Source organism: Streptomyces sp. NBC_00637 (assembly GCF_045161545.1).
Taxonomy (GTDB): Bacteria; Actinomycetota; Actinomycetes; order Streptomycetales; family Streptomycetaceae; genus Streptomyces.
In genome coordinates this window covers 219,299-236,657 of record NZ_CP109047.1, presented here as the reverse complement: position 1 = coordinate 236,657, position 17,359 = coordinate 219,299, and the positions used below count along the sequence as shown (strand labels likewise).

Sequence of the window (17,359 nt, the reverse complement as noted above, 5' to 3'; positions counted from 1 at the left end):
TCAGGCAGCGGTGGGGAACCGCACGGGCAGGGACTCCAGGGCGCGGTGGAACGGACCCGGTCGCCACCTCAGGTCGCTGGCGGGCACCGCGAGATCGATCTCGGGGAGGGCATCCAGCAGGTAGGCAATGGCGGTCTGAGCGATGAGATAGGCGTGTGAGCGGGCGGGGCAGGTATGCGGGCCGATGCTCCACGACAGGTGCGCGCGGTTGCCGATGAGCTGCTCGGCTCCGGGAACCCCGATGACTGCTGGGTCATTGTTGGCAGCGGCCATGGAGATCACGACGGGCTGATGGGCGGGCAGCAGGAACCCGTCGACATCGATCGCGTACGGCGGGTACGAAATGCAGAAGTTGGCCAGTGGCGGGTCGGTGTACAGCACGGTGTCGAGGGCTTCTCGGACGGTGGAGTGCGCGGCGTGCAGGCCGGCGGAGAAGTCCTCGTCGGTGAGGATCTTCAGGATGGTATTGCTGATGAGGTTGGTCAGGGGCTCGATGCCGGCTCCGTACAGCGTGACGAGCTGGTGGGCCATCTCCTCGTCGGTCAGGCGGGCTTGGTGAGCGACCAGGCGGGAGGTGACATCGTCGCCCGGGCGCTGTCGGCGGAGCGCGACAAGGTCGGACACGGCCTGCCCCAGGATCTGGTTGCCGCGTTCGGCGTCCACCGCTTCAAAGATCTTGGCCATGCCCTCCGCGATCCGAGCTCCGATCTCGTCGGGGCACCCCAGAAGAGAGCTCAGGACGCGAAAGGCGATGAGGAAGGAGTACTGGGTGAGGAGGTCGGCATGTCCGGCGCCACGGAAGGTGCCGATGGCGTCGGAGGCGACGGTCTCCACCAGCTCGCGCAGTTTGTGCTGGTCGACCGCGTCCAGGCTGGCCGTGTTCGCCTGCCGGTAGCGGGTGTGCTCGGCGCCGGCCGAGCGCAGAGCATTGGGTCGGTACTCCATCATGGGCCTGACCGGGCAAGACTCGGGCACGTTCTGCTGCCATACCCGGGGGTCGGCGGGGAAGTGCAGGGGGTCGTTGAGGATGCGCCGGGCCTGGGCATAGCCAAGGACCAGGGTGGCGGGAATGCCGGGGGCGAGGTCGACGGGGACCAGGGGGCCGATTTCCCGGCGCATGCGTGTGTAGGCGGCGTGGGGGTCATCCGCGAACTCGGCTTCGTAGAGCGCGATCCGCGTGGGCTTGCTGGTGGTGCCGAGGTCGATCGTGGTCATGAGCGGGACTCCACGAGAGGGACGGTGACGCGGCGGTCGTTGACGTATTCGACGAGGGTGATAAGCGCGAGCACGCAGGACCGGCGGTCACGGGCGTCACAGGTCGTCAGTGGGGTGTGGTCCTCCAGGGACAAGGCCTGGCGGACCTCTTCAAGGGGATACTCAGGGGCGTCGGCGAAGGTGTTGATAGCGACCGCATACGGAATGCCCTGCTCTTCCAAGAACTCCAGGACCTCGTGGGAGTCGTCGAGGCGGCGGGTGTCCACCAGGACGAGCGCGCCGAGCGCGCCCTCGGTCAGCCCCTCCCATATGACCCGGAACCGTGTTTGCCCGGGCGTTCCGAACAAATAGAGGACGAGGTCGGAAAGGTGAATCCGTCCAAAGTCCATGCCCACGGTGGTGTCGGATTTGTGGGGTGTGCGGCGCAAGTCGTCCACGCCGACGCTCGCTTCGGTGATCGACTCCTCCATGCGCAGCGGCTCTACCTGGGAGACGCTGCCGACCAAAGTGGTCTTGCCGACGCCGAAGTATCCAGCAATGACGATCTTGGCCGACAGGATCGCTGTGGCGGGTACATAGGTGACGTGCCGGTCACACGAGTTGTCGGAGTCCATCAAGTACCTTCTGGATGATGTCGGTGTCGGGCCCTGTTTTGTGAGCGGGAGCCGGGCTGGCCAGGTGGCCGCTGTCCATCAGCGTGGAGACGAGGATGCGCACCGTGGACGGCGGCAGGTGGAGGGCGAACGAGATGTCCGCCACCGCCAGGCCGCCCCGCCCGTCGGCGAAGAGCCGCATCACGCGGCGGGCGTCCACGCTGAGAGTCTCGGTGGGGCCTGGCGCGGCGACGACCACGGTTTCCACGCGCACGTCCTCACGGGGGCGAAGACGCCCGTCGGTGCGGACGTACAGGGGGACCAGGTCCGGGTCTCGCCGCGGGCCCGTCACGTCGGACTTCCTACTTCCACGGGCCGGCGCTCCTCGACCTCCATCGCGTGGCCCAGCCTCACGGCGAGTTGAACCATGTGCCGGGTGATGAGTTCGACATCAGCGTCGGTGCCGGTCGTGACCACGGAGAGCATCGCGTTGTTCGCGGCAGCGGTCGTCAGTGCGAAGCAGGCCGCGAATTCGATGAGGTGTTGCCTCACGCCCCCGCCGCCGATGTGCTTGCTCGTCGCGTTTCCGGCGGCGCGCAGCGGTGCGCTCAAAGCGGCGAGCTTCTCCGCGTAGTCCTGCTCGATCCCCCGCGTGCGGGCCTGAAGCAGGCCGTCACCACTTACGAGCACGGCGCACTTCACGCCGTCGACCTCGCCGAGCTCCTGGTCGAGCAACCATCCCAGTGCGTTGCTGTGCGTATCGGCCATCGTCAGTGTCCTTCGTCGGTGGGGGTTAGTTCGTTGTCTTCGCGACCTTGCCGAGACCCGGCGGCCCAGGCGGCGGCGACGCTTGGCGTTCCGGGAACCACCGGTTCGGCCAGCGCAACCGGAGCGGGCATTCGGCGTGTGCCGCGTTGGCGGACGGACAGCCCGCTGGCTGTGGTTGCAGCTGTCGACGAAGCTGCAGTCGACTCCGCCGCGTCACCACGCACGGGAGCCACAGCCAGAGCCGTCTCTACTTTGCTGGGAGCGGGTGCGGCAACCAGGTCCTTCGGCAGTACCAGCGTTGCCCGCGTGCCCTGATAGCTGTTCGGCGCGGCAAGGTCGACGCGGAAGCCGTAGTGTTCCGCCAGCGCGGAGACGACGCGCAGGCCAGTCTGCGGTTCCGCTCCCAGCTGCGTGATGTCATCGCGCTGTTCGCCAGACATGATCCTGCTGGCCCACAGCAGCGTCTCTTCGTTCATGCGCAGCCCGGCGTCGTCTACATGGATGAGGCATGCATGATGCCCCTGCTCCACGCTCACGTACACGTTCGCTGTCGGAGGGGAGTAGCGCAGCGCGTTGTCCATGAGCTCGGCGAGTGTGTGAATGACCGCCTCAACTGCGCGGCTCTCGACCGCCACGTCCTGCTCGTGGTGTTGCACACGCGCGTAACCCTCAATGCGGCCCATCGCCGCACGGATCACCTCTGTGATCGAGGTCGTCGGGTAACGTCGGGATGGCCTGTCACCGGCCAGAATTCCGTACCCCTGGGCGGTGAGCAGCAGTTGCTGCGCCAGGTGGTCGAGTTCCACCAAGGTCTCATAGGCGTCGTCGCCGTGGTGGCGGCGCACGCCCTCGCGGACTTCCTTGGTGAGCCGGGAGGCCTTCACCACCACGCCCGTCGTGAGGCTCCGCATTGCCGCGCGTGTTGTTTCTTGGGCTCCGCGGCGTGCCTGGGCGATAGCGTGATCGGCGTTCGACTGGATACGCGCGATCTCCTGCTCTGCCGCGGCCTCGGCAGCCGTAACACGCTGGTCCGCGATCGCGCGAACCCCCTCAGCCTGGTGGTCAGCGGCGAGCTGAATCCCAGTCCGTACCTCCTCCACGCTGGCCACGAGCTGCGTGGCGAGTTCGTGCAGCCGATCAGCGAGCGCAGTGCCCAGCAGGGCATCCGGCACGACGAGGTTGGCGCTGACGTCCTGGCCGGAGGCCGCCCTCGCGCCTACCGTGGGGAGGACCGACGACGTCAGCTCCTGCAAGATCCCCACCGCAGCTGCAACCTGCTGGGCAAGCCGATCACTACGGGCACCCTGTTCCTCGGCCTGCTCCTGTGCACCGCGCCATTTCCGGCGGAAGCGCCAGGTACCGGTTCCTCCGGCTGCCAACGCCACAGCGGCGCTGGCAGCCAGTATCAGATCGCTCATCAGGTCCTCACGAGAGTGCGGAATTTCGGCTGCGCGTCGTATGCGGGGGCCGCCGGGACGGGTTCTGAACCAGCTGCGGCCTACGGGGGGAAGGCGTTCGCGGTCTCCAGACACGCCCCGGCGGCGGTCTAGGTAGCGGTGGGAGCGGAGCGACCGCGGACACACCGCGCACGGCTCAGTCCACTGCTGTCCTCGGCGGCCACTCGCAGGGCCTGCTGTAGGGGAACCAGCAGGTCCTTGCCATGGATCAGCGGCAGAGCAAGATGGGTTTGCTCGTGCCACGGTGGTTGTTCCCATCGGATGCCGTGGGAAGGCGGCAGGGCGACCCACTGCTCGGGGCCGGACCTGATCTCGACTGTCGAGGGGCTTGTGCCCTCGGGCAGTGCATACCGGCCTGTGGCAGGCAGCACGAGCAAGATCGCGTGATCCTCACCCTGCAGAAGGCACGGCACGGCCTTGCCGTTGCGGTCGAGCCACATCTCTACACAGAGACCAGTCCACTTCGGCAGCACGAGGGCATCGAAGGCGACGGTTGGGGCGATCAGTGCGGCCCCGGGTAACGCGTTCAGCTCGTCGGCCAGTCCGCTCGCGGGGCTGGGGGTCAGCGGGCCGGGCAGTGGATGCGCGCCGGATCCGGGGCAGTTGCCGGGCTCGCCGCAGGTGCAGCCGCCCCTGGGCCGGTGCCTGTGCCCAGGGGCGATGGGCCACTCGAGGATGCTGGTGTATGCAGCACCGCAGGCGGCGGCGTCTTGGGTGTTGATGGGCTGCGGCGACATGGCGATCCCCTGTGGTGATGTGTCGTCAGCGACGACACATCACGATGGGCCATGAAAGCGCTCGCGACCCTGAAAAATTTTCAGGGTAGTTTTTCAACTCCCGTCACAGCACTGGTTTTTGGCGCTAGTGCACCAGTTCCATGCTGCGCACTAGGGACGACAGGACGGTCGCCTGCGACGGAACGCCGACGGCGGCCAGGTTCCTCACCAGGGCGCGAGCCATCGGGTCAGCGTGCACGTAGAAGGGGGCGGCTGACGCCGCTTGCTTCAGGGTCGTGACTGCGGAGGGCAGCCGGTTCATGCGCTCCAGAGCACGTGCCTTGTCGATCTGGTAGTGGATCTGCCGTTCCTTGCTGGGGACGTCGTCTACCGAGACGTCGCGCACCTTGGACAGGCCGGCGTCAGGTTCGTTGATTTCGACTCCGACCTCGGCGGCGTGCACAGCGACGGTGCCCCTGCCGAACACCGTGTGCGCGTCCAGGTCGTACCACTCGGGACCGAGGCGGTCGGCGTCTTCGAGGGCCGCGTCGATGCGCGACCAGGCGTCTTCGGTCCTGATTCCGCGGGCGTGGGCAACCGCGCAGCGCAGGTGTAGCGCTCCCCGCAGGGACAGTGCTTCATTCGTCGGCTGTCGCGCCGAGGCGAGCGTTTCCAGGTCGGACAGTGCCGCTTCGGCGACTGCCACAGTCTCCGGAAGCGAGGCCTGATGTAGGAGAGCGCCGCAGCGGTCCCAGGCAACCTGGGCCTTAACCAGCGGGTCATCAAGCTGGGTCGCGGCGGTAGCAGCGACCTCAGCGGAGGACCATGCGAAGTCGGGATAGCCGAGCTGGTTGAGCACCATCCTGGCCGTGCGCGCAGCATCCACCAGAAGCCGGAGCGCTTCCGCCCTGTCGTTGCCCTCGCAGACGAGCAGGGCGGTGTTCAGGTCCTCGATCAAGCCAGGCAGCAACGTTGCGACCTTCGGAAGGTCTGCGTTCTGCCTGGCCACGTTGGCCTGACGGGACTTCGCCCGCATGTCCGTGAGGGGGACGGGGATTCCCTGGGGCTTCAGCCCCGGATGCCCGGAGAGGATGAGCCCGGATCGGCGCATGCTGGTCCGCATGGCCGGAATGTGGCTGTGGGCCACGTTCCCGCCGTTGCGCTGCAACCGGTAGGGCTGGCCGAGTAGCCAGACCACGTCGACATCGCAGTGCTCTGCGATGGCGGTAATCAGCGAGTAGCGGTCGAGTGGGTTTCGGCCGGCCTCCACGCCGTACATCCAGTTCTCTGTCCGGCCGAGGAACCCTGCCAGTTCCTCTTGGGTGAGTCCTTTCGCGATTCGGGCGACCTTTACGCGTGCACCGATGTGAGTGTCCATGCCTTCGGGCATACTGAAGCTCCGTTCTGCGTCGACAACAGAACGGTACCGGGACGTAGACCCGGCAGATGCGGTCAGCGGCCTTCGTCTTTGGCGGAGGCCGCTGTCGCGCTCCTGGGTCGGCGTGATCCAGGCTGGTGAGATGTGTCAGATCCTCGGGCAGTCGGCGAGGTCGTCAGTGGTCACCCACAGATCCCTGATCTACCCGACCTGGAGGACGGGACCGCAGCGTGGAAAGGTCGGGGGAGGTAGCAGGGATCCGCTGGGGTGTTCGGAGGGCCGAGCAGACGTGCCCCCAGCACTGCTCCGCCTGCTGAGTGTCTCTTCTCGTACACAGGGAGTTTGACGGTGAGAGGACATCTCGGTCGCCGAGCAGAGGCTATGCGGTGCCCATTCGTTGACCACCAGTCACTGCTCGCCGGGCATCCTCCGATGCCATCGCGTGCAGCTCCTCTGGGGACACAGGAGTGACGCCATGGAGGCTGACCGCGGTGAAGTTGGCCAGCGTCCACCGAATGAGCTCGTCGCCGATGTGGACATGGGTGAGGTCATTGGGCCGCCGCCCGGGGCTGGGGAGCGGATCCAGCGTCACCGGGTCATACACAACTCCTGCCACGCCCCACAGCGGGCTGTATTCAACGAGCGCCGCAGCCCAACCGCGCTGGAGGAAACGGCAGTTTTCTACCGACTCAACGGCACAAAGCGGATGAAGGGGAGGCGCTGCGGTGGTCTCCCCCTCAGCAATCGGGGTAGAACCACCCAGCAAGTGCAGGGTCCGTTCGTCGTCCCGGCAGTTGAGGACCGCCTTTCCGCACACCTGGCACAGGCTGTACCGGATCGCTCGTTTCTGCCGGGGTGAGCTGATCCGGGCGAAGTCGGGACGCCCGCGGCCCTGCCCGAGGCCGGAACGCACCCACAGAGCCTCGTCACGGCGGTCGGTCACGGAGTGCTCGTCCTCATACCCGATACCCTCGCCGCCTCGCGCGAAGATGCGGATGATCTTTGGCTGGTCGACGGTCTCCGCAGTCCACTGGGTGATGTAAGGCACGCGCATGCCGTTCCAGTTGAACTGTCGCCGGCTCACAGGTGCCCCGGTCCGGGGGATAGTTCGCCACCAGACTCTTCGGTCCGAGCATCGAGGTATTGGTGGACGATGGCCAGCGAGATCACAGGCCTTCTCCTTTGGCGGGTAGGCGGCACCAGACCATGGAGCCACCGTCGCTGATTCCCCATGCGCCACCTTGCTCTACGGTGCACCACTCCACGAGTTGGAGACCGCGGCCATGTTCGGCATCGTCATCAGCGTGCTGCAGGGCGGGCTTGCCTGGCCCGTCATTGTCCACGGCTACGTACAGCTCGCCGTCCTCCAGCTGCATCGTCAGCGTGACCTGCGAGCCCCGCCCGTGCACGATCGCGTTGGTGACCAGCTCCGAAACGATGAGCATCACCGGGTCCTTCATGCCTGACAGCAGGAGATAGCCCAGCCATGCGGCGACCAGGTGCCGCGCGGCGCCGACATGACGGGCATCTTGGGGAGGTGGTTCCTCACCTCGCTGCCTCTGGGCGATCTCAACGGTCGCTGTCATCGTGTCGCGTCCGCGGGGGCCTGCTTCGGCGGGCGGCCGTACGGCTGTCGTCGTCATCACGTCCTCTGGGGGGAGCGCAGAATCAACCGGCCGGCGGACACAGCTCTGCGCATGGAGGTCGATTCCGGGTCGGGCGCGAGGAGAGTGCTGGCTTCGGTCAGACAACGCGCTAGTGGGGCTGGGCTGGTAAGCAGGGGCCCTCGTCCAGGCACGAGGTCGTCAGCCGGCCGTTCGAGCCACAGGGCCGTCGTGTTATTCGGCAGCGGCGACGGGGCGGGCACCTGAATTTTGTGCCCGCCCCGTCGCCCGAGGCAGACCGGGCGGGGGAACCGATCAGGCCATCGGGAAGTGGCCGTCAGTGGACGCCAGCGCTCTGCAGTTCCAGGGGGTACGAGGATCGCGCTGGAGCCGATGTTCCCGAAGACCACGGCGGGGCCGAGAGGCTGTTCGTAGCGCTGAAGGATACTGAAGGTCGCCTGGACAAGAGCCTGCTTGGCCAGCACGACATCGAAGAGGACCCCGCAGTCAAGGCGGCGCGGAAGGTGCGGGTGCAGCGCCCACCGGTCGAGTGACAGCTCCGGGTCGGGAGTCGCCGCGGCAAGCCAGGCGGACAGCTCGCTGCTCTCGCCGGTCTCGGTGCGGGTCTCCATGAGCCCTCCAAAATCACTGCCCAGCACCCACTGTGCTCGCGGTGTGACCTAGTGCAGCGAAAGTCGGAAACCCTGAACAGGTCTCTTTGCGTGCCTTCTGCGAGCCCGTTAGGTGTCCTCAGAGTGCCCTTTCGCATGCCCCTCTGCGCTGGCGTGGGCTGTGAGTTGACGATGCCTCATCCCGTCCGGCTCCCAGCCATTACGGTGAGGGCCGAGAGGAAGGGCGAGGGGTGCCCCATGCGCGAGATGAAGCGGTTACGCATCAGCCTCAACCAGACACAGGAAGAGGCGGTCGAGGGCCTCACAAACCTTGCCGCGCGCCTGTTCGAGGACGGTGAGATCAAGCAGCGTCTTACAGTCAGCCTTCGGCAGTACAAGAAGTGGGAGAACAACAACCCGCCGCCGTGGCCCCACGCAGCTGCGCGGAAAGTCCTGTCGGCCTACTACGGCCGTCCTGTCGAGTCCCTGGGCCTCAGACCGCCCGGCACATCGACCAGCCCACCTACCCTTTCGCCAGTACCCCTGCTCGTTCAGAACGGCACCACGGAACCACCTGTCGGCAGCGCCGGCGACCCGATGAACGATCAGACGCCGCCTCCTTGGCTTGCCGAGACCCCCGTAGGCGGTGCTGCTTCGACGGAGTGGCGCATCAGCGATGAGGAGGTCGAGTCACTGCGCCTAGCCGCTGACGACTTGGACGCCATCGACCAGCAATTCGGTGGCAATCGTCTCTGGCGACCGGCCAAGTCGCAGTTGTTCTGGCTCCACCGCATGATCGACCACGGCGTCTACGACGAGAGGATGGAAAGCCAGCTCCACGCCGTCGCCGGGAAGTACACGACGTCTCTCGGATGGTTCTGCTACGACGCCGGCCTCCACGTCAAAGCCCGCCAGTACTTCAGCGAGGCCCTGAACGCGGCCATGATCACAGGCGACGATGTCCTCGCAAGTCGCACACTCAGCAACATGGCGCGCCAGGCCGTGGATCTCAAGGGGAAGGGGCGCGAGGCCGTACGCTACGCCCGCCTCGCCCAAGCCCACGCCAAAGAGTGGCAGGCGCCCACACGTGTCATGGCCCTCCTGGCGATCCGTGAAGCACAGGGGTACGCCCGCGTCGGGGACCGGTTCAACTGCGAGGCCGCCATCAAGCGGGCCTGGCATGACTGGGAGCGCGGTCCCGACGAACGCGACCCCGACTGGTCCACCTTCCTGAACCTGGCCGAGCTGACGTGCCTGGAAGGCATGTGCCGTCTCGACCTCGGACAGGGCCCGCGCGCGCAGCAGCTCCTGGCGGAGTCGGAAGCACTCCAGGACGTAGCCCATTCACGAAACCGAGGGATGTGCCTGGGCCGCTTGTCCGTTGCGGCCCTGAGCATCGGAGACGTCGACCACAGTGTGGCCGCCACCACAGAGGCGCTGCGCCTCGTCGAGGGCGGCATGTCTTCCACGAGGGCTATTGGACAGTTGAAGATCGCTCATGACGGACTGGCCCTCCACAGCAAGAGCCCCGGAGTAGGGGACCTACTCGAACAGATCCGCGCTTACGTGGCGTGAGCGCACAAAGGAGAGTGCACACAGTGGATGCGGAGTACCACCGGCACGACGGCACGTCGGCCAAGGGCATCGCAGATGAACTCGTCGGCGTCTATGCGCGCGTGTACGACGTCGCCCCGTACAGCGGTGATCCCTTCTTCTCCGTCGGCTCCTTCCGTAGCCGACTGGAGGCTGCGTTCGACAACGAGGGGTTCGAAGCGGTAACCGCTCGGCAGGACGGCCGGATCATCGGCTACGTTCACGGCGCGACGCTCCCCGCGGACAAGCCGTGGTGGACAACACTGGGCGACCAGCGACCCAGGGGACTGCGCGAACTCGCCGATACCGGCCAGGTCTTCTGGTTGCGTGAGCTGATGGTGCTCCCCGAATACCAGAATGAGGGTCTAGGACGGCAGATTCACGACACGGTGATCGCTGGGCGGGCCGAGAGTGCCACGGTCCTGACGTGCATCGTCGACAACCAACCAGCCCACGATGCCTATGTTCGATGGGGGTACACGATTATGGGGCCGATCAGACACGCCCCAGAGTCGCCTGTCTACGACGCGATGTACCTGCCCTCCCCCCGCTGACAACCGGACCGCACATGACGCACATGATCACCCAGCCCGCCACGGCTCCGGAGACCTCTGACCGCCGAGACCGACTGGCGCAAAGCCCTGACGTGCTGTTCTGCTACGGCACGCTTCAGTTCGACGCCGTCCTTGAAGCCCTGTTGGGGCGAGTACCCGCTCACTCGCCAGCCTCCGCGCCTGGGTGGCGCGCCGCCGCGCTCGAAGGGCGGGTCTACCCCGGGCTCGTTCCGCACGCGGCCGGAGGCGCGGCGGCCGGCATGCTGCTCATCGACCTCAGCAACGAAGAATGGGGAATTCTCGACGCGTTTGAGGACGACCGATACGAGTTGAGGGAGGTGACGCTCTCTACCGGTGAGCGCGGCTGGGCGTACATCTGGCCGGACGGAGAGGTTCGGCCCGAGAACTGGGACCCCACCGGTTTCGCGGCCAAGCACCTTCAGGCGTACGCCGCCCGGTGCGCGCGAATCTCCGCGGATCTGGCTGCAGGGCTGGCCCAGTAGGTGAAGCGGCGTTCGAGGAGGGGGGCCACCTCGAACGCCGTCGGAGATCACAGCCCTGAGTGGCGGTGTACGCAGATCGACAAGGAGGCCCTCTGCGTTGGGCGGCCGATGCCCCGGTGGTTCCCTGTCGGCCGGGAGCGGCAAAGCGTCCAGACTTCCCGCCTGGCCCGTGAAGCTCAACCTGCGCTGGGCAGCGTCACCGGCGGGTTAGGACCCTGGACGTCGCAACCGCGTTAGTCCGCAGGCCATCCCCCGTTGAGGCTGCTGAGTTGTGCGGCTGCGTCAACGGTCGCGTCGATCACGGCTTGTGGGGCCTCGGGCATGACATAGGCCGGCTTGAGGAGGAGTACTGCGCCCTGGATGGATCCCTGCCAGAGGATCGGGGCAGCGCAGGAGTTCCAGCCCTTCATGCATTCCTGGAGTCCGAGGGCGTAGCCCTGGTCTCGCACTTCCTTCAGCGAGGCGAGTAGTTCGTCGTTGTCGGTGTAGACGCCGGGTCCGGCTTCCTCGGGAACCGGTTCGTCCAGAACCAGGCGCTGTACGCGCTCGCTCATGTAGGCGAGGATGGTGCGCCCTGAGGCCCCGGTGCGCAGGGAGCGGGTGACCGAGAGAACCTCCCGGGGGGTCATCCCGAGCTCGACCAGGTCGGAATCGCCAACTGCCATGTCGTAGCACTGCCGGCCGTAGCCGAACGGGGCCTTCATGTAGAGGAAGACGAGGCCTCCGTCCGTCTTGAGACGGAGGCGTTCGAGTATCTCCTTGGCCTCGGTGCCGCTGAGGTCGTGGTCGTCTTCGAGGGCGTGGAAGCCGAGTTCCGCCGCCTGGGCGCCGAGCTTGTACTTCCCTCGACTAATACGGACGAAGATTCCGGTGTAGACGCCGCTTTGAAGTATGCGGTGGACCGCCGAGTCGCTGAGGCCGGTGGCTGCCGAGATCTCGCCTGGGCCCAGCGGGTCTCCACCGTGGTCGATGAAGGCCTGCGTTACCGCAAATACGCGTTCTGCGTGATTGGTACCCCGAGCACTCTGCGCGGCCATCCCTGAACTCCCTTGTGGGGGGCGTGCCCCTCCCACAGGAGCACTCCTGTAGAGCATGCGGAGGCGTGCGGGCCCCCGCATATGCCCATGACAGTGGATCCTACTTGGAGGTGTCCAGGCTGAGCTTGCCGGTCGTCTGACGGCCAGCCAGGTCACGGTGGGCTTGGGCGGCTTGGCCGAGCGGGTAGGTCCCTCCGGTGATTGTGCGGAGGGTGCCGTTGGCGACTGCGGCGAAGAGACCCTTCATGGAGAACTCGAGTGACACCTCGCGGTCCGTGTACAGGTGGGGGAGCCAGAAGCCTGAGACGGTGAGAGAGTTTTCGAGCAGGTGGTGGATACTCACGTCGGTGAGCTGACCACTGGCGAACCCGTAGCAGGCGAGGTGTCCTCGGGGGGCCAGGGCGGCAACCGTCTGGTGCAGCGTGGCGCCTCCGGTCATCTCCAGTGCGGCATGGACCGGTCCGCCGGCGGCCTCCTTGATGCGCTCGGTCAGGTCGCTCTCGCCGGAGCCGATCGCTGTGTGCGCGCCGAGGTCGAGGGCGAGCTGTCGCTTCTCCTCGGTGCTGGCGAGCGCGATGACCTGGGCGCCGGCCTCTCGGGCGAGCTGGACCGCGATGGAGCCGACGCCGCCAGCTGCGGCTGGGATGACGATCTTCTGGCCCTTTTTGATCTGGCAGACGGTGAACAACAGGTGCCAGGCTGTGTTGCCCTGGAGGGCCAGGGGGACGGCCTGCTCGTCGGTGACCCCATCGGGGATCTCCCAGTTGAGGCGCTTGTGGACGAGGGCCTTCTCGGCGTAGCCGCCGCCGCGGGTCAGCGCGACGATTCGACGTCCGTCGGCTGTCGTGCCGACCACCTCGTTACCGGGCGTGTAAGGCAGGTCGACCGGCGCGAGGTAGGTATTGCCCCTCACATGAATGTCTGCGTAGTTAACACCCGCTCTGGATACGTTGACCACGATTTGCGGTCCGCGCGGTTCAGGATCAAGGACTTCTTCGAGTTGCAGAACGTCGGGGTCCCCGAAGTCCTTCATGGTGATGGCGCGCACAGAATCCTCTTTCAACATTCAATTAGCTGCGGGATGCACGGACAGGCTATGCCAACCCGAGAGCGGGTCCCACCCCAGGTCAGGCCGCCTCGATGGCTTGCCGCGTTCGCACAGCTTATTCACAGCAACTCCACGCGCAACTTTGTCGCCCGCTTTCCCGCTACACGGGAAAAGGGTGCGCCGTTTCCCGTGTGGCGGGAAACATGTAGCCGACACTTTCCCGCCTCGCGGGAAATGGAATATATGCTTGCGTTTTTGCGATCCGTAAGGACATAGTGAGGCCGCTTCGCGCGCAAAGTGATCATGCGGTTGCGCTTGGTCGCAGGACCTCCGCCGGATCAGCTGCGCGCGCAGAGTGCGACCAACCCGTCGGCGCGACCTCGCCACGGCCCGTCGACTCGAGGTGTAAATAGAACATATGTTTGAGTTGACTGGGGTGGTCGCTACGGGACGACGTGGCACGGGGGCAGGGAGCGCAGATGACGGTCAGTGAACGCAGGTACGGAGCGACCTGGAACCGCAACGCCTTCTCCGCAGCCACCTCGCAACCGCACCGAGCCGCCTTCCACGATGATGCACCAACGAACACTCGCTACCCCGGAGGACTCGACCGGCCGGCCCCTAGCTCCTACGGATCGCGCTGCGGCAAGGGGCACCCGGCAGCTAGGCACGCTTGGCCCCGCGACCGCGCTCTGTCCGCGGCGTACTCGATCGGATATCGGCCAACCTCCTCCCCGGGCGGCCGATTACAGCTGTCAGCCACGGCCTCCACTCATCACAGCTGTACACCGAACCAGATCCGTCAGGATTCAGAAAATAGAACGTTTGCACCATTCGGTCCGCAGATGAGCCTTGCGGGCCCGGCTGGCGGGCAGCCGCGGCGGACCGGACTAGAGGGGGAATTGGAGCATGCAGTCGACGGTGAGGTCGTGCGGCCGCCAAGCGGACGGGCCGCGTTGGACCGGTCGATTCTGGGATCAGCTCGCCATACTGCGCGAGACGCAGTCCGTCGCCCGGCTGATTCGCCGGGACTTCGGCCTCATGGGCGTTCAGGACATCGACAGCCTGGTTGAGCTGGTGGCTCATCGGCGCGGGAAGCCCATCACTGTCCTGTACCTCGTCTTGCCGTCGAGGGTCAGCGCGTTCTGTATCGCCACTCCTGAGCGGGACTTCATCGTGATCGATGTGAACGCCAGCGAACTGACGCAATTGAACGCCATAGCCCACGAATTGGGGCATCTCCTCTTCGGTGATTCGGAGGACGCTGCAGCGCCCCTCGAGACTGGCTCCGGCAGCCCACTGCCGAAGGATCTGGCGCTTCAACTCGCGCCGGCACTCAACCCGGAGGCGGTCACCGCCTTCTTCGAGCGGTCCCACTACGACTCGCGAATCGAACGCAAGGTTGAGGCGTTCGCCACGGTGATGCTGGACCGCAAAATCGCGTTCCGCCAGCCTGAGGCCCACGGCTTCACGACCACCTTCACGCACCGGAGGACTGGTGTCTGAAAGCAGCGCGACCGCCATCTACTTCCTCGTTGCGTCCCTCCATCTGTCGATCGCGTTCTGGAAGGGTTTCGCCCTCCTGCGGGCACCCAGCCCCTCGTTTGCCCTGCAGACCGCCACTCATGCTGTGGGCGGCATCGTCTACGTGGTGGCCTCTCCGTGGGGGTACCGGAGCCTCGGTTCGGCCCTTGGCCACCCTTGGTTCCCTACCCTGCCGATCTATGTCGGCATCCTGTGCTGCTTCGGAACAAATCACCTGTTGACGATCTTGTGGACGCCGTCCCGCCCGGGCGTGCCGTGGCGGGCGCGTCGCTCGATCACGGCTTGGTCGCTTGCTTACGGCTTCTCCCTCACCGTCATGATCATCGCCTTTTTTGGTGCCGATCTGGAGGGGCCCGCTGTGCCGCTGGAGTTCAATACCGAGCAGGTGGACGACCCGCACGTCTTCTTCTTCCTCACCGTGTTCCTGACGATGCTCACCTGCGGAACGGTGAGTATCTGGCGTCGTTCACGGCGTGCGCGGATCGACGACGAGGCGATCATGCACGCTGTTCGCTGGTTCGGGGCGAGCATGCTCGTGACGTTCGGATACGTAGTCTGCTCGGCGCCCGCGATCGTCGCTGCTTCCCTGGGCCATCACCAGCTCGACGGCGTGGGGGTGATGGGGTCTGCTTTTGGCTCCGTGGGTTCCGTCATGACCTGCTACGGAGTCAGCGGAGCTGTGGTGAGTAAGTGGGTCGGGGAGCGCCGGGACATCGCGGGTCTTCAGCCGTTGTGGGAGCTGGTCGTCGCGGGCGTTGATGAAGAGTTGTCGCTCGGTTCCACGTGGGGGCAGCGAGGTAGCAGCGCTGCGGGCCCGTCAGCCGATCACGTGCGGTTCAGGCCTCATCGTCTCCTCAACGTCCGTTGGACTCTCACCCGCCGTGTTATCGAGATCCTCGACGGTATCCGGGAGTTGGAACGGGGGTCCTGGGTCCGCTCCTTGCCTGCGGACTCGGTCAGGTCCCTGTACCAAGAGGCCATGAAGGCGGACGAACTCCGGCGCAAGTTCGGCTTGGGCAAAAAGGGCCTGTCCGAGGTCGAGCTGGAAGCCGCTGCGACAGCCGCCGTCCTGCGAGACGCAGTAGAGCGGCTACAGAACGCTCGCACGGAGGGGACGAGCACCGCTGTCGCTCCCGTGCCTGATGGCCCGAGTCCTGCGCACGACGTGCCAGGGAAGAAGACTCCTGCTGCCAACGAACGACCGCGCCTGGTACGCGTGGCCCGGGCGCTCGACCACCCCCTGGTCGAGGCATCGTTGCAGGTAGTTGAGTCTCTGAAGCAAGGCGCTGGAGCGGCTCAGGCGTCTGCGGGGGCAAGGTAGTGTCGCTGCGGCCGCCGTTCGTGGCGGACAGACACTACAGCGGAGCTGAGCCGTCAAGGGCTCGGAGGGGGGCCCCGTGCAGCGGGCAGTTGTTCTTGGGGGAAGTTTCGCGGGCCTGCTGGCTGCCCGTGCGCTGAGCGACTTCGCCGATGACGTCGTCATCGTGGAGCCAGATCTGCTCGACGAGGGGTCCACCGGCCCGGGCGCGCCGCAGCGGCAGCAGTTGCACGCCTTGCTTGCGATGGGGCACGTCCAACTGGAGCGCTGGTTTCCCGGAATCATCACGGACTTGGCTGACCAAGGCGCCCGGGTCGGCAGAGGCCAGGCAGTTCAGTTCTACGTCGACGGCGTGCTTCGTCCTGCCGTCGACGATCTCGAAATGCTCGGTGCTTCACGCCCGTTCATCGAGAGTGCGGTGCGTCAGCGTACGCAGCGGCTTCCCAACGTCCGCGTCGTCGCGGGCCGTGGTCAAGGCCTCGTCATCCGGGGAGGCCGCGTGTGCGGTGTCCGCTACGTCCCAGCCGGGGAGGAAGCCGCGACCACCCTGGAGGCCGACCTTGTCGCTGACACCATGGGACGCTCAAGCCGTCTGAGTACGTGGCTCGAGCATGCGGGGTGGCCGGTGCCCCCGCTGGAACGGATGAGAATCGACCTCGGTTACGCCACGGCCACGTTCCGCCGCGGCAGCGAACTCCCTGGAACGGTGATCGCGCACAATTCGCCAGGCCCGAAAAGCAGCTATCAGCCCACGATCTGCGAGCCGGGTGCTCTCGCGGCAATCGAGGACAGCCGATGGTCGGTCGTCCTGGCTGGCTACGCCGCCTACCGGCCCAGCAAGGACCCGCAGAAGTTCCTTGCCCGAATGCGCCGTTGCGTTGCCCCGCTGCAGGAGGTCGCCGCGCACTGCGAGTTGCAGAGCGACGTCGACACCTTCCATTTCCGCGAGAGCCAGCGTCGCCGGTTCGGCGACGTGAGTCGGTTCCCCGGCGGCTTGGTCGTCCTGGGCGACGCGATGGCCTCCGTGAATCCGGTCTACGGGCAGGGGCTCACGCTCGCGGCTCTCCAGGCTTCAGCTCTCGCGGCGTACTTGCGGTCCGAAGCATCGCCTCAGGAGCCAGCCTGGGGATACTTCCACCGCGCCGCCGGCTTCGTGGACGCCGCATGGGAGGTGTCGACCACCGCGGACCTGGCCCAACCTCACGTCACTGGCCCATACCCCGCCGGCTACCCCATTCTGCGCTGGATAGGCGACAAGATCATCTTGGCTTCTCTGCGCGATGCCGAGGTCAACAGGGCATTCATGGACGTCGTCCACATGCGAAAGCCCCCGCGCGCACTCACCCGCCCTCGTGTCCTACTGCAGGCAGCCAGGGTGCTGATGAACCGCTGACGGCGCACACGCGCCATACCGAACCG

General features: G+C 66.2%; 17 protein-coding genes. 6 read left to right on the top strand and 11 right to left on the bottom strand.

Annotation, left to right across the window (positions count from 1 at the left end):
- The 9 genes from OG440_RS39065 to OG440_RS39025 all read right to left on the bottom strand — a co-directional run bounded on the left by OG440_RS39065 (position 1) and on the right by OG440_RS39025 (position 7,713).
- Positions 1 to 1,215 (bottom strand): cytochrome P450, encoded by a 1,215-nt coding sequence (locus OG440_RS39065; protein ID WP_331753037.1) that lies wholly within the window; start codon positions 1,213 to 1,215, stop codon positions 1 to 3.
- Complete coding sequence (locus tag OG440_RS39060) at positions 1,212 to 1,829, bottom strand: ATP/GTP-binding protein (protein ID WP_331753035.1); 618 nt, start codon at positions 1,827 to 1,829, stop codon at positions 1,212 to 1,214. Before OG440_RS39060 ends, OG440_RS39065 begins: the two co-directional genes overlap by 4 nt.
- Entirely contained in the window at positions 1,807 to 2,133 is a 327-nt protein-coding gene (locus OG440_RS39055) for a DUF742 domain-containing protein (protein ID WP_406011645.1), read from the bottom strand. Before OG440_RS39055 ends, OG440_RS39060 begins: the two co-directional genes overlap by 23 nt.
- A 23-nt stretch (positions 2,134 to 2,156) precedes the next feature.
- Complete coding sequence (locus OG440_RS39050; RefSeq protein ID WP_331753031.1) at positions 2,157 to 2,576, bottom strand: roadblock/LC7 domain-containing protein; 420 nt, start codon at positions 2,574 to 2,576, stop codon at positions 2,157 to 2,159.
- A 2-nt stretch (positions 2,577 to 2,578) separates the two neighbouring features.
- Entirely contained in the window at positions 2,579 to 3,994 is a 1,416-nt protein-coding gene (locus OG440_RS39045) for an ATP-binding protein (protein ID WP_331753029.1), read from the bottom strand.
- Between the two features lie 128 nt (positions 3,995 to 4,122).
- Complete coding sequence (locus OG440_RS39040; RefSeq protein WP_331753027.1) at positions 4,123 to 4,770, bottom strand: hypothetical protein; 648 nt, start codon at positions 4,768 to 4,770, stop codon at positions 4,123 to 4,125.
- A 124-nt stretch (positions 4,771 to 4,894) separates the two neighbouring features.
- Positions 4,895 to 6,139 (bottom strand): helix-turn-helix domain-containing protein, encoded by a 1,245-nt coding sequence (locus tag OG440_RS39035; protein ID WP_331753025.1) that lies wholly within the window; start codon positions 6,137 to 6,139, stop codon positions 4,895 to 4,897.
- A gap of 367 nt (positions 6,140 to 6,506) precedes the next feature.
- Positions 6,507 to 7,211, bottom strand: a complete 705-nt coding sequence (locus tag OG440_RS39030; RefSeq protein WP_406011614.1) for a hypothetical protein — start codon at positions 7,209 to 7,211, stop codon at positions 6,507 to 6,509.
- Positions 7,212 to 7,293: 82 nt separating this feature from the next.
- Positions 7,294 to 7,713, bottom strand: a complete 420-nt coding sequence (locus OG440_RS39025; protein WP_406011613.1) for an ATP-binding protein — start codon at positions 7,711 to 7,713, stop codon at positions 7,294 to 7,296.
- 887 nt (positions 7,714 to 8,600) lie between these two features.
- On the opposite strand from OG440_RS39025, the gene OG440_RS39020 reads away from it, so the two are divergent.
- Genes OG440_RS39020 through OG440_RS39010 form a run of 3 tightly spaced genes read left to right on the top strand, consistent with a single transcriptional unit; the run spans position 8,601 to position 10,992 of the window.
- Positions 8,601 to 9,917 carry a hypothetical protein gene (locus tag OG440_RS39020; protein ID WP_331753019.1) on the top strand — a complete coding sequence of 439 codons (1,317 nt, stop codon included), beginning with the start codon at positions 8,601 to 8,603 and terminating at the stop codon, positions 9,915 to 9,917.
- Positions 9,918 to 9,940: 23 nt separating this feature from the next.
- Entirely contained in the window at positions 9,941 to 10,489 is a 549-nt protein-coding gene (locus OG440_RS39015; RefSeq protein ID WP_331753017.1) for a GNAT family N-acetyltransferase, read from the top strand.
- Positions 10,490 to 10,503: 14 nt separating this feature from the next.
- Positions 10,504 to 10,992 carry a gamma-glutamylcyclotransferase family protein gene (locus tag OG440_RS39010; RefSeq protein ID WP_331753015.1) on the top strand — a complete coding sequence of 163 codons (489 nt, stop codon included), beginning with the start codon at positions 10,504 to 10,506 and terminating at the stop codon, positions 10,990 to 10,992.
- A gap of 233 nt (positions 10,993 to 11,225) precedes the next feature.
- Here the strand turns inward: OG440_RS39010 and OG440_RS39005 are convergent, their stop codons facing one another.
- Positions 11,226 to 12,029, bottom strand: a complete 804-nt coding sequence (locus tag OG440_RS39005; RefSeq protein WP_331753013.1) for an IclR family transcriptional regulator C-terminal domain-containing protein — start codon at positions 12,027 to 12,029, stop codon at positions 11,226 to 11,228.
- Positions 12,030 to 12,129: 100 nt separating this feature from the next.
- On the bottom strand, positions 12,130 to 13,077 hold the full coding sequence (locus tag OG440_RS39000; protein WP_331753011.1) for a zinc-binding dehydrogenase: 948 nt from the start codon (positions 13,075 to 13,077) through the stop codon (positions 12,130 to 12,132).
- A 909-nt stretch (positions 13,078 to 13,986) separates the two neighbouring features.
- Here OG440_RS39000 and OG440_RS38995 point away from each other — a divergent pair.
- The 3 genes from OG440_RS38995 to OG440_RS38985 all read left to right on the top strand — a co-directional run bounded on the left by OG440_RS38995 (position 13,987) and on the right by OG440_RS38985 (position 17,333).
- Positions 13,987 to 14,583 carry an ImmA/IrrE family metallo-endopeptidase gene (locus tag OG440_RS38995; RefSeq protein ID WP_331753009.1) on the top strand — a complete coding sequence of 199 codons (597 nt, stop codon included), beginning with the start codon at positions 13,987 to 13,989 and terminating at the stop codon, positions 14,581 to 14,583.
- A complete protein-coding gene (locus tag OG440_RS38990; RefSeq protein WP_331753007.1) occupies positions 14,576 to 15,943 on the top strand; it encodes a DUF6545 domain-containing protein in 1,368 nt (455 codons plus the stop codon). The genes OG440_RS38995 and OG440_RS38990 overlap by 8 nt, the downstream gene beginning before the upstream one ends.
- 76 nt (positions 15,944 to 16,019) lie before the next feature.
- Positions 16,020 to 17,333: a hypothetical protein gene (locus OG440_RS38985; RefSeq protein WP_331753005.1), complete on the top strand. Its 1,314-nt coding sequence runs from the start codon at positions 16,020 to 16,022 to the stop codon at positions 17,331 to 17,333.
- Positions 17,334 to 17,359: the final 26 nt, after the last annotated feature.

Bases quoted from the DNA above. Each gene is read 5' to 3' on its own strand.
- OG440_RS39045 (WP_331753029.1), bottom strand. From the start codon at position 3,994: ATGAGCGATCTGATACTGGCTGCCAGCGCCGCTGTGGCGTTGGCAGCC.
- OG440_RS39035 (WP_331753025.1), bottom strand. From the start codon at position 6,139: ATGCCCGAAGGCATGGACACTCACATCGGTGCACGCGTAAAGGTCGCC.
- OG440_RS38995 (WP_331753009.1), top strand. From the start codon at position 13,987: ATGCAGTCGACGGTGAGGTCGTGCGGCCGCCAAGCGGACGGGCCGCGT.
- OG440_RS39040 (WP_331753027.1), bottom strand. From the start codon at position 4,770: ATGTCGCCGCAGCCCATCAACACCCAAGACGCCGCCGCCTGCGGTGCT.
- OG440_RS39025 (WP_406011613.1), bottom strand. From the start codon at position 7,713: ATGACAGCGACCGTTGAGATCGCCCAGAGGCAGCGAGGTGAGGAACCA.
- OG440_RS39020 (WP_331753019.1), top strand. From the start codon at position 8,601: ATGCGCGAGATGAAGCGGTTACGCATCAGCCTCAACCAGACACAGGAA.
- OG440_RS39060 (WP_331753035.1), bottom strand. From the start codon at position 1,829: ATGGACTCCGACAACTCGTGTGACCGGCACGTCACCTATGTACCCGCC.
- OG440_RS39050 (WP_331753031.1), bottom strand. From the start codon at position 2,576: ATGGCCGATACGCACAGCAACGCACTGGGATGGTTGCTCGACCAGGAG.
- OG440_RS39065 (WP_331753037.1), bottom strand. From the start codon at position 1,215: ATGACCACGATCGACCTCGGCACCACCAGCAAGCCCACGCGGATCGCG.
- OG440_RS39010 (WP_331753015.1), top strand. From the start codon at position 10,504: ATGACGCACATGATCACCCAGCCCGCCACGGCTCCGGAGACCTCTGAC.
- OG440_RS39005 (WP_331753013.1), bottom strand. From the start codon at position 12,029: ATGGCCGCGCAGAGTGCTCGGGGTACCAATCACGCAGAACGCGTATTT.